At 65.4% G+C, this 13,974-nt stretch carries 14 protein-coding genes and 1 riboswitch; of the genes, 8 read left to right on the top strand and 6 right to left on the bottom strand.

Going from position 1 to position 13,974, the window contains the following annotated elements:
* Nucleotides 1-80 precede the first annotated feature (80 nt).
* Nucleotides 81-1,166, top strand: a complete 1,086-nt coding sequence (locus Q0A15_RS08805) for a glycosyltransferase (RefSeq protein ID WP_291279154.1) — start codon at nt 81-83, stop codon at nt 1,164-1,166.
* 44 nt (nt 1,167-1,210) lie between these two features.
* Here Q0A15_RS08805 and Q0A15_RS08800 read toward each other — a convergent pair whose 3' ends face one another.
* Nucleotides 1,211-2,362, bottom strand: a complete 1,152-nt coding sequence (locus tag Q0A15_RS08800) for an NAD(P)/FAD-dependent oxidoreductase (RefSeq protein WP_291279153.1) — start codon at nt 2,360-2,362, stop codon at nt 1,211-1,213.
* Between the two features lie 438 nt (nt 2,363-2,800).
* On the opposite strand from Q0A15_RS08800, the gene Q0A15_RS08795 reads away from it, so the two are divergent.
* From Q0A15_RS08795 to Q0A15_RS08785, 3 genes are all read left to right on the top strand, one after another.
* The gene (locus tag Q0A15_RS08795) at nt 2,801-3,220 is read left to right on the top strand and encodes a DoxX family protein (RefSeq protein WP_291279152.1); all 420 of its coding nucleotides are present in this window, start codon (nt 2,801-2,803) and stop codon (nt 3,218-3,220) included.
* Between the two features lie 94 nt (nt 3,221-3,314).
* Nucleotides 3,315-3,400, top strand: a riboswitch (ZMP/ZTP riboswitch).
* 60 nt (nt 3,401-3,460) lie between these two features.
* Nucleotides 3,461-4,738, top strand: a complete 1,278-nt coding sequence (glyA, locus tag Q0A15_RS08790; RefSeq protein WP_291279151.1) for a serine hydroxymethyltransferase — start codon at nt 3,461-3,463, stop codon at nt 4,736-4,738.
* A 4-nt stretch (nt 4,739-4,742) separates the two neighbouring features.
* Nucleotides 4,743-5,627: a bifunctional methylenetetrahydrofolate dehydrogenase/methenyltetrahydrofolate cyclohydrolase gene (locus Q0A15_RS08785; RefSeq protein ID WP_291279150.1), complete on the top strand. Its 885-nt coding sequence runs from the start codon at nt 4,743-4,745 to the stop codon at nt 5,625-5,627.
* Nucleotides 5,628-5,871: 244 nt separating this feature from the next.
* On the opposite strand, the gene Q0A15_RS08780 is transcribed toward Q0A15_RS08785, so the two are convergent.
* Nucleotides 5,872-6,717 (bottom strand): hypothetical protein, encoded by an 846-nt coding sequence (locus Q0A15_RS08780; protein WP_291279149.1) that lies wholly within the window; start codon nt 6,715-6,717, stop codon nt 5,872-5,874.
* Nucleotides 6,714-7,310 carry a hypothetical protein gene (locus tag Q0A15_RS08775; protein WP_291279148.1) on the bottom strand — a complete coding sequence of 199 codons (597 nt, stop codon included), beginning with the start codon at nt 7,308-7,310 and terminating at the stop codon, nt 6,714-6,716. The genes Q0A15_RS08780 and Q0A15_RS08775 overlap by 4 nt, the downstream gene beginning before the upstream one ends.
* Between Q0A15_RS08775 and Q0A15_RS08770 the strand changes: the two genes are divergently transcribed.
* The gene (locus tag Q0A15_RS08770) at nt 7,288-7,539 is read left to right on the top strand and encodes a hypothetical protein (RefSeq protein WP_291279147.1); all 252 of its coding nucleotides are present in this window, start codon (nt 7,288-7,290) and stop codon (nt 7,537-7,539) included. The two genes, Q0A15_RS08775 and Q0A15_RS08770, sit on opposite strands and share 23 nt — an antisense overlap.
* 167 nt (nt 7,540-7,706) lie before the next feature.
* Here Q0A15_RS08770 and Q0A15_RS08765 read toward each other — a convergent pair whose 3' ends face one another.
* The 3 genes from Q0A15_RS08765 to Q0A15_RS08755 all read right to left on the bottom strand — a co-directional run bounded on the left by Q0A15_RS08765 (nt 7,707) and on the right by Q0A15_RS08755 (nt 10,884).
* Complete coding sequence (locus tag Q0A15_RS08765; RefSeq protein ID WP_291279146.1) at nt 7,707-8,021, bottom strand: DUF4190 domain-containing protein; 315 nt, start codon at nt 8,019-8,021, stop codon at nt 7,707-7,709.
* A gap of 161 nt (nt 8,022-8,182) precedes the next feature.
* Nucleotides 8,183-10,357 (bottom strand): catalase/peroxidase HPI, encoded by a 2,175-nt coding sequence (katG, locus tag Q0A15_RS08760; protein ID WP_291279145.1) that lies wholly within the window; start codon nt 10,355-10,357, stop codon nt 8,183-8,185.
* 17 nt (nt 10,358-10,374) lie between these two features.
* A complete protein-coding gene (locus tag Q0A15_RS08755; protein WP_291279144.1) occupies nt 10,375-10,884 on the bottom strand; it encodes a Fur family transcriptional regulator in 510 nt (169 codons plus the stop codon).
* Between the two features lie 263 nt (nt 10,885-11,147).
* Between Q0A15_RS08755 and Q0A15_RS08750 the strand changes: the two genes are divergently transcribed.
* From Q0A15_RS08750 to Q0A15_RS08740, 3 genes are read left to right on the top strand one after another with little or no spacing between them, the layout of a single operon-like run.
* On the top strand, nt 11,148-12,092 hold the full coding sequence (locus Q0A15_RS08750; RefSeq protein WP_291279143.1) for an ABC transporter ATP-binding protein: 945 nt from the start codon (nt 11,148-11,150) through the stop codon (nt 12,090-12,092).
* Nucleotides 12,085-13,059 carry an ABC transporter permease gene (locus Q0A15_RS08745; RefSeq protein WP_291279142.1) on the top strand — a complete coding sequence of 325 codons (975 nt, stop codon included), beginning with the start codon at nt 12,085-12,087 and terminating at the stop codon, nt 13,057-13,059. The genes Q0A15_RS08750 and Q0A15_RS08745 overlap by 8 nt, the downstream gene beginning before the upstream one ends.
* A complete protein-coding gene (locus tag Q0A15_RS08740) occupies nt 13,056-13,889 on the top strand; it encodes an ABC transporter permease (RefSeq protein ID WP_291279141.1) in 834 nt (277 codons plus the stop codon). Before Q0A15_RS08745 ends, Q0A15_RS08740 begins: the two co-directional genes overlap by 4 nt.
* The last annotated feature ends 85 nt before the right edge of the window (nt 13,890-13,974 follow it).

Here is a 13,974-nt window from a genome sequence, read left to right as displayed (position 1 = left end):
GCCTTCCGAGAGAGTTCATGGCAATCTGCATTCATGCTGGGGTTACCGGGGGTTCAGCCCGTGGGTCCATCATTGAACTCATGCAATTCGTCGGGATCACGCGCTTCAACCTGGTGACGTCCAAGACCCTGGGTGACTTCAACGTGACGAAGAACCTGAGCGTGGACCAGGCCAAGCGGAAGATGTTCACGCCGGAAAGGTTGGACGCCAAGCTGGAGACCTTCCAGCACTTCTGCCTACCCACCTACCGCGAACTGGCCCGCCGGGAGGAACGTTCTCACGGCCTGGTGTTGGTCAGTCACGACCTCCCGGGTTCGGTGAGAACCCGGCTGGAGGACCTGTGCGCCTCCGTGCCACGGCTGCACGTCGTGGAGTTCCATGACGACGACGGCATCGTGGAGCGACTGGCCCCCGTTCTCACCGAACTGGCGCGCGGGGACCGGCTGTTCACCTACCGCTATGACGACGACGACCTCCTCGCTGCGGACTTCCTGCAAACCGTGGACCGGATCTGCGCAACAGTTCCCCGCGGCACCATCGTCTCGATGAACAGGGGATTCGTGGTGGCCCGCCTGGTCGATGACAGCTTCGGGGTCTACGAGGAGCACGACCCGCTGAACGCCTATGGACTGGGGATCGTCTCCGACGGGACCGCGCCACTGAACATCTTCGGCCGGACCAGACACGACCGGATGATCGACCCCGTGGTCCACGAGACCGAGACCCCGAGCTGGATCGCCATACGCCACGGACTCAACGACTCCCAAAGCAATGCGACCGAACTGAATCGGCTGAAGGCCCTGGTGGACCACCGACAACCGGGGAGCCGGACCGCGGACCTGTTCCACGACCGTTTCCCGCAGCTGGACCTGGATGCCTTGCAGGCTCTGCCACGTCTGCCGTTGTACCGGAACCTGGACGCTGTGGCGCGGCGTTGTCTCCGGCACACACGGAAGGTCGAGGCAGAGGTGAAGCGGCTCAAGGGAGAACTGAGGACCACCAAGGGGGAGCTGAAGAGTGTCCGGCGTGAGCTCAGCGCCCTGAAGGAGTCGACGTCGTTCCGGCTGGTTCGTCGAGTCGCCGCACTACCGGGCGCCAGGGCGCTGTGGTCATTGATGCAGCGTGGGCGGGCGACGAGACAACATCGGGACTCGTCCAGGGTCTGACGTGTTCCGCGAGAAGCGGCTGCGTAGCGACTCCAGTCCCGCTCTCAGTTGCTTTCCGTGAGAGTCAAGACCGCGCGGGAGGCCTTCCGCCCGGCCCGGGTGGCGCCGAGCGTGGACGCGCTGGGGCCGTAGCCCACCAGGGCGAGGCCGGGCGCGGAGGCGACCGATACGTCGTCGGGCATCATGCGGATGCCTCCTCCTGGCGTGCGGAGGCGAAGCGGCGCCAAGTGGTCAAGTGAGGCGCGGAATCCGGTGGCCCAGAGGATCGCGTCAACCTCTTCGGTGGTGCCGTCCGCGAAGACGACCCCGTGGGGGAGGAGGCGCCGGATGGCGCCGCGCGATTCCATCCAGCCGGCGTCGATGCCCTCGCGGTAGAGGTCGGTCTGCAGGCCGGTCTCGGCCACCACGGAGAGCGGAGGCAGCCCGGCACGGACGCGCGCCGAGACCCGGTGTTCCACGCCGCGGCCCCACGCCGGCCCGAAGGGTTGTTCCGTGAAACGGGGCGCCGTGCGGGTGGACCACACCGTGTCCACCCCGTTGCGGCGCAGCAACATGATGAACTGGGCGGCCGAAGCGCCACCGCCCACCACCAGCACCCTCTGGCCCGTGAATTCGTCTGGGGAGACGAAGCCGCGCGTGGTCAGCTGCCTCCCCGCGAAGTGGCCCGCATGGGTCGGGATGAACGGTTTGTCCCATGTACCGGTCGCGGAGATGACGGCGTCGGCGAGGAAGGTCCGGGTCTCCTTGGAGGCTGCGTGCCCCTTCGAAGCTGCGTGCTCCTTGGCGGCTCCGTGCTGGGCCGTGACGAGGAAGCGCGGCCTCGGGCCGGGCAGGTCCGGTGCCGGTTCGGCGGTGCGTTCCACGCTCGTGACGCGCCAGGGGCGGAGGACCTCCAGCTGTTCCCTGTCCTCGTATGCGCCGTAGTACCGCTTGACGACCTCACGGGCGGGCTCCTCGGGATCCGGAGTCCCGAGGGGGAAGCCGGGCAGGTCATGTAGGCCATGGGCCCGGTCGAACGTCAGGGCGTCCCAACGATGCGACCAGGCCCCACCCGGTCCGGGGTTGGCGTCCAGGACCTCCAGATCCACGTGCGGGATCAAACCTGCACGCCGCAACCCGTGTGCGGCAGAGAGACCGGCTTGCCCTGCACCGATGACGACGATGCGGCGCCGTTCGGCGGGGTGGCTCTCTGACACAGAGACGTATAACCAAGCTACGGCTGCGGTTATTCCCCGGGGAGAAGGGTTCGCGGCCCGGACAGATTTCTACGAACCGTACTGGGCGTACCTCATGCACCCGCTGGACCCATCTCTACTTCCCTGTACGCAAGGTGTTCCTCAACGAACTGGTCCACGGAACGACCGGCCGCGTGTTCGGGAGGGCCGCGGTGCGCTGTCCGTCAGCTGAGTCGACGCTGAGCATCGGACGGTGAGGAGTCTGAGGGGCGGGCAAGTCTGCAGCATGAATCCGCGGAAGTGGAGCATCGGCAGCACATCGGCGTGACGCCCGCCACGATGAAAGTTGAAGGGTCAAATGACATGGTGGTGGCGACTTCGAAGCCACAACTGCCGGACGGTCCAGCACTGAACCGTCCAGCACTGAACCGTCCAAAACTGACGAAAGAGGACCGCACCATGGCCAACGCCCGAGCAAACACCCAGATCAACCTGGCTCTGACCATCATCCGGCTCGTTGTCGGATGGGCCTTCATGGTCCACGGCAGCCAGAAGGTCTTCGAATGGGGCATCTCAGGAACCTCGGACAGCTTCGAGGCCATGGGCGTCCCCCTGGCCTCGGTGGTGGGTCCGGTGGTCGCCTACCTGGAACTCGTTGGTGGCGCTGCCCTGATCCTGGGCCTGTTCACCCGGATCATCGGCGCCTTGCTGGTGGTGGACATGGCCGGTGCCGCCTTCACGGTCCACCTGGAACAGGGATTCTTCTCCACCGACGGTGGCTATGAACTCGTGCTGTTGCTCGGGGCGGGAGCGCTGGCCCTGGCCATCGCCGGTGCAGGCAGCTGGTCGGCGGACAGGGTGCTGCTTCGTCGGAAGTGAACCATTGCTCGCCGCAGGCGACGCCGGCACGGACGTCACCACTGGCCGTCGGGCATGAACGGGTGTATCCCCCTGAGTGCCTGAACCGATATGCTGATCACGTCGCGACTGGCGTCAGGGTGGAGCACCACCAGGGAGCGGCACCTGTGGCTTGACGGACCGAACGCCTGGGTCCGGAAGGTATAGGGGCCAATGCGCCCCGCCAGCACCGTGTAACCACACACCCACAGGAGTTGACCCGTGTCCCAACCCAACGTCACCAACCTCCCCCTCGCAGAGGTGGACCCGGACATCGCGCGTCTCATCGACGGCGAACTGTCCCGCCAGCGTGACACCCTGGAAATGATCGCCTCGGAGAACTTTGCGCCCCGCGCCGTCCTCGAGGCCCAGGGATCAGTTCTGACCAACAAGTACGCAGAAGGTTACCCAGGACGCCGCTACTACGGCGGCTGCGAATGGGTTGATCAGGTCGAGGACCTGGCCCGCGACCGCGTCAAGGCCCTCTACGGAGCAGGCTTCGCCAACGTCCAGCCCCACTCCGGCGCCTCCGCCAACGCTGCCGCGCTCGCCGCGATGATCAACCCTGGCGACACCATGCTCGGTCTCTCCCTGGCCCACGGTGGCCACCTGACTCACGGCATGAAGCTCAACTTCTCCGGCAAGCTCTACAATGTGGCCGCCTACGAGGTGGATCCCACCACCTTCCGCGTGGACATGGACAAGGTCCGCGAGCAGGCACTCGAGACCCGCCCGCAGGTCATCGTTGCCGGCTGGTCCGCGTACCCGCGCCAGCTGGACTTCGCGGCCTTCCGTTCCATCGCAGACGAGGTGGGTGCCTACCTCTGGACCGACATGGCCCACTTCGCGGGCCTCGCCGCCGCGGGACTGCACCCCAACCCCGTGCCGTTCTCCGACGTCACCACCTCCACCGTGCACAAGACCTTGGCGGGCCCCCGCTCCGGCATGATCCTGTCCAACGACGTGGAGATGTCGAAGAAGATCAACTCCAACGTCTTCCCCGGACAGCAGGGTGGACCTCTGGAACACGTCATCGCCGGTAAGGCCGTGGCCTTCAAGATCGCCGCCTCCGAGGAGTTCAAGGCCCGTCAGGAGCGCACCCTCGAGGGTGCCAAGATCCTGGCCGACCGCCTGACCCAGCCCGATGTCGCCGCAGCCGGCGTCTCCGTGCTCACCGGTGGCACCGACGTGCACCTGGTGCTCGTGGACCTGCGCGAGTCCGAGATCAACGGTAAGGAGGGCGAGGACCTGCTCCACGCGGTCGGCATCACCGTCAACCGCAACGCCGTGCCTTTCGACCCGCGCCCCCCGATGACCACCTCCGGCCTGCGCATCGGTACCCCCGCGCTGGCCACCCGTGGCTTCGGCGCTGCCGAATTCACCGAGGTCTCCGACATCATCGCCACCGCGCTGAAGGACGGCAAGGCCACCGATACCGCGGCTCTGCGCGCCCGCGTGGACAAGCTCGCAGCGGACTTCCCGCTGTACCCGGGGCTGTGATCCGGTGACCGCACAGAAACTGGACGGGCGCGCAGCGTCCGCCGCGATCAAGGCCGAGCTGACCGAGCGAGTTGCCGCACTGAAGGCTCGGGGCGTGACTCCGGGTATCGCCACGGTGTTGGTGGGTGCCGATCCGGCCTCGCAGCTCTACGTCGGCATGAAGCACAAACAGTCGGATGCGATCGGGATGAACTCGATCCAGCGTGAGCTGCCGGCGGACGCCACCCAGGAAGAGGTGGAAGCGCTGATCGACGAGCTCAACGCGGCCCCCACCTGCCACGGCTACATTGTGCAACTGCCGCTGCCCAAGCACCTGGACACGGACGCGATCCTGGAACGGATCGACCCGGACAAGGATGCAGATGGGCTGCACCCCACCAACTTGGGGCGCCTGGTGCTCAACGTCAACACCACCATCGAGTCGCCGCTGCCGTGTACTCCGCGTGGTGTCATCGAGCTGCTGACCCGTAACGGGTACTCCCTGAACGGTAAGCACGTCGTGGTGGTTGGCCGTGGCGTGACGATCGGACGGTCCATCGGGCTGCTGTTGACGCGTCGCGAGTACAACGCGACCGTGACGCAGGTGCACACGGGGACCGTGGACATGGGCCAGTACCTGCGCCAGGCCGACGTGATCGTGGCCTCTGCCGGTGTGAAGCATCTGATCAAGGCTGAGGACGTGAAGCCCGGTGCCGCCGTATTGGATGTGGGCGTGACCCGCGGCGATCCGGATCCGGAGACCGGCAAGTCCAAGGTCTACGGTGACGTGGACCCGGCCGTGGGCGAGGTGGCCGGCTGGCTGTCCCCCAACCCGGGCGGCGTGGGCCCCATGACCGTGGCCTTGCTGATGACCAACGTCGTCGAAGCCGCTGAACGCACCCTGGCGTAGTAGGTCCTTCGGGGGTACCGGCGGGGCATTCTTGCTCCTTCGGTACCCCCGTCGCACGTCTTCTGCGCCCAGTCGGGGCATTTGCCCCGTGAACTCGGGTAAGCCCCCGGATTCCTGATTAGCAACCGTTCTACGACGGTTCCGAATCAGGAATTCGGGGGCTTATCGCGTACCCGGGGGTAAGTTGCTCACCCGGCCCCTGTATCTGGGTTCGGACGATACCAACAGCGGGTGGCCCAAAGGTTCAGCGGCCCAGTTCACTCCACGGCAGGGTGAACACGTAGTCCCAGCCACCCTCGTAAATGCTCAGGTATCTGAAGGTCACGCCTTTGTCACTGACCATCCACTCGTAGGAGTCGACATTCTGCAACAAGCGGAAGGGGTCATCTGCCATTCCTTCCTTCGTCAATTCCGCCTTGAGATTCTCAGCCAGCAGCGACTCCAGCTGGCTTCTGGAGAGGCCAACAAAGTCGGTCAGCGGCACTTCCTCGCCGGATTGGATGTCCATGGTGACGGAGGCAGCGACCTTGGTCATGTGGGTTCCGCCGCCCTCTGCGCCATCCAAGTCGATGATCGCGCTGGCGTACCTGTCCTTGTAGACGGCTGACCCGGCACGTGAGGACTTCAGGTAGGACTGCGAGAGCAGGTCCTTCACTGCCGGATCGTTCGGGTCGTTGTACTCGAGCATTCCGTCCTGCTGCTCCAACAGGAATTTCCTCGTTTTCTGAACCTGGCTCGAGACGCGGGCATCAAAGGCCTTCTTGACCTTCTCGGGCGCGTTCTTCAGAGTGGGTACGCTGAGGGACTCTGTGGCCAGGTGCCCCGACTCGTTCCTGCGGTCCACCTGCACCCACTGGATGCTGACGGGCTCGGCGGGCTCCGTGGAACTCGGGGCGGCCGACGTGACGGGTGCAGACTCGGTGGACGGCATGGCGCTCTGGCCTGCCGATGATGGTTCCACGGTCTTGGTCACCGTGGGTGCAGGCTCGGGGGTCCCTGAACACGCGGCCAGCCCGAGCGCCAGCGCGGCGACGGCCAGGCCCGCCCCAGAGCGGAGACGGAGACGGCGTGCGGCTTTGGACGGGATCATCCGTTCACCTCACTCCAGGGAACGGTCACAGAAACGAGTCCCTGTGCATTGGATGCCACGAGACCCTCCGCGAAGGCGAAGGAAACTCCCTTGTCGGATACCGACCAAGCGACCCCGTCCTGCCGAATATCGATATTGGGGGTTTGCCCCTGTGTCTCGGTAGCCGGCAACTTGTTCAGCAGCGCGCGGCCGACGGCTGCATTGACGACGCTGTCCGGGGCCGTCACGAAGGTGTCCAAGCCGACGGAATCGCCGGTTGTCAGATCCACGGTGAGGCCGAAGGAATCGGTCAGGCCGTGAGCGCCTCCCGTCCAGACATAAATGCTGGTCAGCGCACTGGCGTAGCTCTGTTTGTAGATGCCCCCGTCAATGCGATCCATGGCGAGGGGACACATGCCGGCTTCATCGCAGTTGGCTCCCGGCATTGGTGCGACTTCTCCGCGCCATGAAGCGACTGCGCGGGAGACCTCTGCATTGAAAGCCGTATTTGCCTTCGTCGACGCGTTCGTCAGATAGGGCACTTCGAGCTTCTCCGCTGTCTTCTCGGCGCCCGTGCCCGAGCTGCGCGAGATGGTGGTCCACTTCAGCGCCACCGGCTTCTTGGGTGCGGTCGAGGACGGCGCAGTGGAACTGGGTGTGGAGGTACTGGGTGCAGCAGAGGTGGGCTCAGAAGTGGCTGGACTCGACGCAGCTTCGGTAGCAGCGGGCACCGTCTCCGTGACGGTGACGGCTGCATCGGTGGACGGCGAAGAACAGGCGGTTGATGCCAGTGCGAGTACGGCGGCGATTCCCAAAGGTAACCGCCGGGTGAGGAACGAGTGATTCATGGACTTCCTTGGTGTCTTGACGTGTCCTCATCATGTCAAAGACCCCCGACGGATTGTTCTTGTTTACTTCTGGACCAAGACATTTACTTCTGGTGGTCCAAGACAACAAGAACCCCGCCGGGCAGGTGATGCCGGACGGGGTTGTTAACAGGGTGACTGCGTTCAGAACAATGTCACTGCTGTACTGGCCCAGATGGTGATGCCGAGCAGCGCCAGAATGATGATCAGGGCGATCCATCCGGCCAGACAGATGAGATTCAGAATCACCCCGGCGATGGCCATACCGCACCCGGCCGGCTCCTTGGCCATACCGATGGCGCCCAGAATGACGCCAATGATCGGCAGAACAAAGGTGAACCCGAAGACCAAGGACACAAGGCCCAGCACCAGGGACGCGATCGACTTACCCCGGGGCTGAGGGTAGGCAGGCTGGTAGTAGTCCTGCTGCTGGTAGGGATCCTGGGGCGGGTAGCTCATGGTGTCCAAGCCTAGTCGTTCACGCAGTTCTGAAGCGGAGCGCAAGACCCCTTGAAAACGCTTCGAGGCCCGACCCCGATCAAGTGGGGTCGGGCCTCGAAGCGTTACGTCGGCAGGGGGATCACGCCCTGCCAGCGGCGTCGGGACTCAGTGGGTGTGGCTCAGGCCAGATCGAAGCGATCGTTGTCCATGACCTTCACCCAGGCGTTCACGAAGTTCTGGATGAAACGCGCATCCGCGTCGTCCTCGGCCCAGACCTCGGCCTGAGCGCGCAGCTCCGAGTTGGAGGAGAAGATCAGGTCGATGCGGGAGCCGATCAGCTTGGTGCCATCGGCCTTGACGCCGGCGAAGGCGTGGCCGTCCTTGTCCAGACGCTTCCACTCGGTGCCCAGATCCAGCAGGTTCACGAAGAAGTCACGGGTCAGCTGGCCCGGACGGTCGGTGAACACACCGGTGGTGGAGCCGTCCCAGTTGTTGCCGAGCACGCGCAGGCCGCCCACCAGCACGGTGGCCTCGGGGGCGGTCAGGCCCAGGAGGTTGGCGCGGTCGACGAACACGTGCTCCTCCGGCAGGACGGACTGCACCTTGAAGTAGTTGCGGAAACCGTCCTGCTTGGGCTCCAGGTAGGAGAAGGACTCGGTGTCCGTCTGCTCCTGGGTGGCGTCGCCACGACCGGAGTGGAAGGGGACCTCCACCGGGGTGCCAGCGGCCTCGGCAGCCAGCTCCACACCCACGTTGCCGGCCAGCACGATGGTGTCGGCCAGGGAGGCACCCGTGCCGGACTCCTCCGCGATCTTCTTCAGGGCATCCACGGTGTCGTTCACGCCGGACTTCACGTTGACCTCCCAGGAGCGCTGCGGCTCCAGGGCGATGCGGGCACCATTGGCGCCTCCGCGCTTGTCGGAGGAGCGGAAGGTGGAGGCGGAGGACCACGCGGCGGAGACCAGCTGAGCCACGGAGAGGCCGGAGGCCTTGATGGCGTCCTTCAGCGTGGCGACCTCGGCGTCGGAGAGCGTCTTGCCCGCCGGGACCGGGTCCTGCCAGATGAGGTCCTCTGCCGGAACCTCCTTGCCAAGGTAGCGAGCCTTGGGGCCCATGTCACGGTGGGTCAGCTTGAACCAGGCGCGGGCGAAGGCATCGGAGAAGGCGGCCTGATCGTCCTTGAACTTGCGGGAGATCTTGTCCATCTCCGGGTCAACACGCAGGGACATGTCGGAGACCAGCATGCGCGGTTCACGCGTGCCGGAACCGTCGGCCTCGGGGACCAGTCCGGCGCCGCCATTGTCCTTGGGCTTGTAGTGCATGCCGCCGGCCAGGGAGTGGTCGATCTCCCACTCGTAGCCGTAGAGGATGTGGAAGAACTCGTTGTCCCAGCGCAGCGGGTGGTAGGTCCAGGTGACCTCGAGGCCGGAGCCCATGGCGTCGATGCCCTTGCCGGACTTGTAGTCCGACTTCCAACCAAGGCCCTGCTGCTCCAGCGGGGCCGCCTCCGGCACCGGACCGGGAGCGTCTGCGGGAGCGTTGCCGTGGGTCTTGCCGAAGGTGTGACCGCCGGCGATCAGGGCCACGGTCTCCTCGACGCTCATGCCCATGCGGCCGAAGGTGGTCTTGATGTCGCCTGCGAGGCGCAGCGGGTCACCGTCACCCTCGACGCCCTCGGGGTTGACGTAGATCAGGCCCATCTGCACGGCAGCGAGGGGATCCTCGAGGCTGTCGGCGCTGCGATCGGCGGCGTAGCGGGTGGGGTTGTCCAGCCACTCGGTCTCGGGTCCCCAGTACACGTCGTCGTCGGGCTCAAAGACGTCCGGACGGCCACCGGCGAAGCCGAAGGTCTTCAGGCCGCCCTCCTCCAGGGCCACGTTGCCTGCGAGGATCATCAGGTCGCCCCAAGAAAGGGACTGACCGTACTTCTTCTTGACGGGCCACAGGAGTCGACGACCCTGGTCGGTGAGGACGTTGTCGGGCCAGGAGTTGATCGGGGCGAAACGCTGCTGGCCGGTCCCGCCACCGCCGCGGCCATCCTGCACGCGATAGGTGCCTGCGGAGTGCCAAGCGACGCGGACGAACAGGCCGGCGTAGGAACCGAAGTCGGCCGGCCACCAGTCCTGGGAAGTGAGCATGACGTCGCGGATGTCGGCCTTGACGGCATCCAGGTCCAGGGCCTCGAACTTGGCCTTGTAGTCCAGGCCGGACTGGGGGTTGGAGAGCTCGGAGTGCTTGGCGAGGACCTTCAGGTTCAGACGGTTGGGCCACCAGAATTGGTTGGCGTCACCCTGGGTGGGGCGAGGCAGCTGGCCCTCGCCGTGCATGACGGGGCACTTGTCGATGTCAGTCAATGTGATCCTTTCGAGACTTAACGTGTGCGTGGTTCGGTCGGACTGGGTTGGGCTTCGACCTGTGATGCGCAATCGGCGCACAGTCCACGGTAGAGGACCTCCGCCACCTGGATCTGCATGCCGTGTGTATCCGACGGATGCAGGCAGGGGGCGTGGCCCACTGCGCACTCCACGTCCTCGATGCGGCCGCACCGCACGCACTGGGCGTGGTGGTGGTTGTCGCCGAATTCGGGTTCGTAGAGTGCAGGGGATTGTGGGACCTCGATCCGGCGCAGGAGGCCTGCCTCGGTGAGGTCGTTGACGATCGCGTGGATGGTCGCCAGCGCCACGGAGGGGTACTCGGCCCGGGTGTCCCGGTGGAGTTGTTCCGCTGTGGCGTGGTGATGGTCGCTGGCTGCCCGCATGACTGCGAGCCGCTGGCCCGTGACGCGTCGACCGGTGCGGCGCAGGGCCGCGGACCACTCGAGGGGGTCAGCGGCCGAGTGCGCCACCGAGTCCTCGTGATGGTGTCCGGTCGTGTGCTGCATGACTACAGGTTTACTACTTCTGAATCATTCGGGATAGCCAGGTGAGGCTTACCTTCCAGGGTTAGGTGGCCCACTTCACCGCCCGACGCCCGGTGGCTCACGGCCCGCGCAGCGTCGGCTGGAATCTCAACTTCAGCCCCATCAGGCCATCTGCGCTGAAGTTGGACATCGAACTGAAGCTGAGTTGGGGCGGCGGCAGATTCGGCACACGACACCCACCCATTGGCTTGTCTCAATCACTCTGAGTCGATAGGTTTGGAGGCGTGTCAGCTTCGCCCGCAGCCTCAGAGCCCATCGTCCGCGCCCGCGGCCTCACCAAGCGCTACGGTGACTTCACCGCCGTGGACGGCATTGACTTCGACGTGACACCGGGGGAGTCCTTCGGATTCCTCGGCCCCAACGGCGCAGGCAAGTCCACCACCATGTCCATGGTGGGAGGTACCTCCACCCGTACCGCAGGCGAACTCACCGTGATGGGCATGGACCCGGATCGACAGGGCCCCGAGGTCCGCGCCCACCTGGGCGTGGTCCCTCAACAGGACAACCTGGACGAGGAGATCAAGGTCTCCGACAACCTCTACGTCTACGGCCGCTACTTCGGCCTCAAGCGCAGCTACCTGAAGCAGAGGATCGGCGAGCTGCTGGACTTCGCCCAGCTCACCGACAAGGCCTCCTCCCGCGTCGACGCGCTCTCCGGCGGCATGAAGCGCCGCCTCACCATCGCACGCTCGCTCATCAACGAGCCCAACGTGCTGTTGCTGGACGAACCCACCACGGGGTTGGACCCTCAGGCCCGCCACATCCTCTGGGATCGCCTGTTCCGCCTCAAGGAACAGGGAACCACCCTGCTGGTCACCACGCATTTCATGGACGAGGCCGAGCAGCTCTGCGACCGCCTCATCGTGGTGGACCACGGCAAGATCATGGCCGAAGGGTCCCCGGCGCAACTGATCCGCGATCACTCCACCCGCGAGGTGCTTGAACTGCGCTTCGGCTCGGACGCCAACAAGGACGCCGCCGTCCGCATCGCAGACCTGGGGGTCCGCCAGGAACTCCTCGCGGACCGTGTGCTGCTCTATGCGGACGACGGCGAGGCCGCCCTACGCCAGGTCCAGGCCCGCGGCCTCACGCCGTTGGCCTCCCTGGTGCGCCGATCCTCGCTCGAGGACGTCTTCCTCCGCCTGACCGGGAGGACCCTCATTGACTGAGCGCATCCCGGATCATCACGCCCAGCCGGACACGCCGGACACCCCACCCACGCCTACGACACCGGCGGACGCCGGGCACGCGCCGTCGGGCACTGGAAACGAACGCCAGAGCATCGGCGGCGACGCCGCCCTGTTCGAGACCAAACTGCACGCGCACTCGCCGGAGGTCTCCGCGCGCAAGGTGCGTAAGCACGGTGCCTGGTACGTGACCGAGTACTACCTTCGCGCCATCGTCCGCTACGGCGACGTGGTGCTGGCCGACGCCATCGGCTCGCCCCTGATGTACGTCCTCGCCATGGGCGTGGGGCTCGGTTCGCTGTTGATGGGTAACGGCACCCTGTTCGACGACGTCTCCTACATCACCTTCATCGCGCCCGCCTTGCTGGTCTCGGGCGCGGTGCAGGGCGCGGTCACGGAGGCCACCTTCCCGGTCATGGACGGGTTCAAGTGGCATCGCCTCTACCAGGGGCCGGTGGTTACGCCCATCACGCCGCAGCAGATCGCGCGCGGGCAGATGCTGGCCATCGCCATTCGACTGTTCACGCAGTCGCTGATCTTCCTTGGCGTGGTCTCACTGTTCGGGGCGGTCCACAGCTGGTGGTCCCTGCTGGCCGTGCTGGTGGCGGCGCTGGCCGGCCTGGCGCTCGGCCTGCCGATCATGGCCTATTCCGCCACTATTCGTGAGGAACGAGGCCAGTTCTCCGTGATCATGCGCTTCATCTTCATGCCACTGTTCATGTTCTCCGGTACCTTCTACCCGCTGACCAACCTCCCCATCTTCCTGCAGTGGATCGGCTGGATCTTCCCGATCTGGCACGGCACCGAGGTCTCCCGTCTGCTGATGTACGGCCACGGCGTCGAGACATGGCTGGTGGTGGTTCATGTGCTGGTGCTCGTCGCGTTCGCGATGGTGGGGTACCTGTTCACCATCCGCAACTTCACGTCCCGCCTGAAGGGGGAGAAATGAGCACGACGGCCGCAGCCGAGGCCCAGCGCCACTCGCCCGTCCCGGCGCGCAAGCGCGGCGCCCTCTATGGGCGCAACGCGCGCGCCGTGATGCAGCGGTCCTGGATGGCGACCAAGAACGCCACCTGGATCGTCATCGTCACCGGATTTCTGGAGCCGGTGCTCTACCTGCTCTCCATGGGCTTCGGTCTCGGAGCGGCGGTGGGCAACGTGGAGGGTCCCGGCGGTGTATCCATGTCGTATGCGGCATACATCGCACCGGCGCTCCTGGCGACCTCCGCCATGAACGGAGCCCTCATGGACTCCAACAACATGTTCTTCAAGCTCAATCACGCCAAGCTCTACCGGGTCATGCTCTTCACGTCCCTCGGGCCGCTTGACGTGGCGTTCGGGGAGATCATGATGGCGTTGGCTCGTGGCTTGCTGTATGCGCTCGGGTTCTCCGTGATCGCCTTCAGCTTCGGGCTGGTGCCGAGCATGTGGGGCATCCTCATGATCCCCGGAGCCGTGCTGATCGCGTTCGCTTTCTCCGCGCTGTTCATGGCGATCATCACCTTCATCAAGCGGTTCCAGCAGTTGGACTGGATCAACATGATCACCATGCCCATGTTCCTGTTCTCCGCCACGTTCTTCCCGCTCTCCGCCTACCCCGATGGCGTGCGGATCGTCATCGAGATCCTCCCCTTGTGGCACGGTGTGGACATGCTGCGGCACCTGTCCGTCGGCGTGATCGACGTCTCCGTTCTGTGGCATGTTCTGTACTTCCTGGTGATTGCGGCGGCCGGCCTGATGGTGGCGACCGGCCGGCTGAGGAAGCTCTTCCTGCGCTGAGCCGCTGGGCTGAGCCGCTGCGGTGTCCGACGGGCCCGCCCTGCCTTCCGCCGTCCCCGCACCCCTGATCCTCCGTGATTCGCTG

Source organism: Galactobacter sp. (assembly GCF_022712295.1).
In the GTDB taxonomy this organism is placed as follows: Bacteria; Actinomycetota; Actinomycetes; order Actinomycetales; family Micrococcaceae; genus Galactobacter.
The sequence above is the reverse complement of the archived record's forward strand: the minus strand, read 5'-3'. Positions and strand labels throughout refer to the sequence as shown.

What these genes read in the sequence shown, in the direction of transcription:
- Q0A15_RS08770 (WP_291279147.1), top strand. Translation starts at nt 7,288, where the DNA reads ATGGTGGTCCACTTCAGCGCCACCGGCTTCTTGGGTGCGGTCGAGGAC.
- Q0A15_RS08755 (WP_291279144.1), bottom strand. Translation starts at nt 10,884, where the DNA reads ATGCAGCACACGACCGGACACCATCACGAGGACTCGGTGGCGCACTCG.
- Q0A15_RS08740 (WP_291279141.1), top strand. Translation starts at nt 13,056, where the DNA reads ATGAGCACGACGGCCGCAGCCGAGGCCCAGCGCCACTCGCCCGTCCCG.
- Q0A15_RS08795 (WP_291279152.1), top strand. Translation starts at nt 2,801, where the DNA reads ATGGCCAACGCCCGAGCAAACACCCAGATCAACCTGGCTCTGACCATC.
- Q0A15_RS08765 (WP_291279146.1), bottom strand. Translation starts at nt 8,021, where the DNA reads ATGAGCTACCCGCCCCAGGATCCCTACCAGCAGCAGGACTACTACCAG.
- Q0A15_RS08805 (WP_291279154.1), top strand. Translation starts at nt 81, where the DNA reads ATGCAATTCGTCGGGATCACGCGCTTCAACCTGGTGACGTCCAAGACC.
- Q0A15_RS08780 (WP_291279149.1), bottom strand. Translation starts at nt 6,717, where the DNA reads ATGATCCCGTCCAAAGCCGCACGCCGTCTCCGTCTCCGCTCTGGGGCG.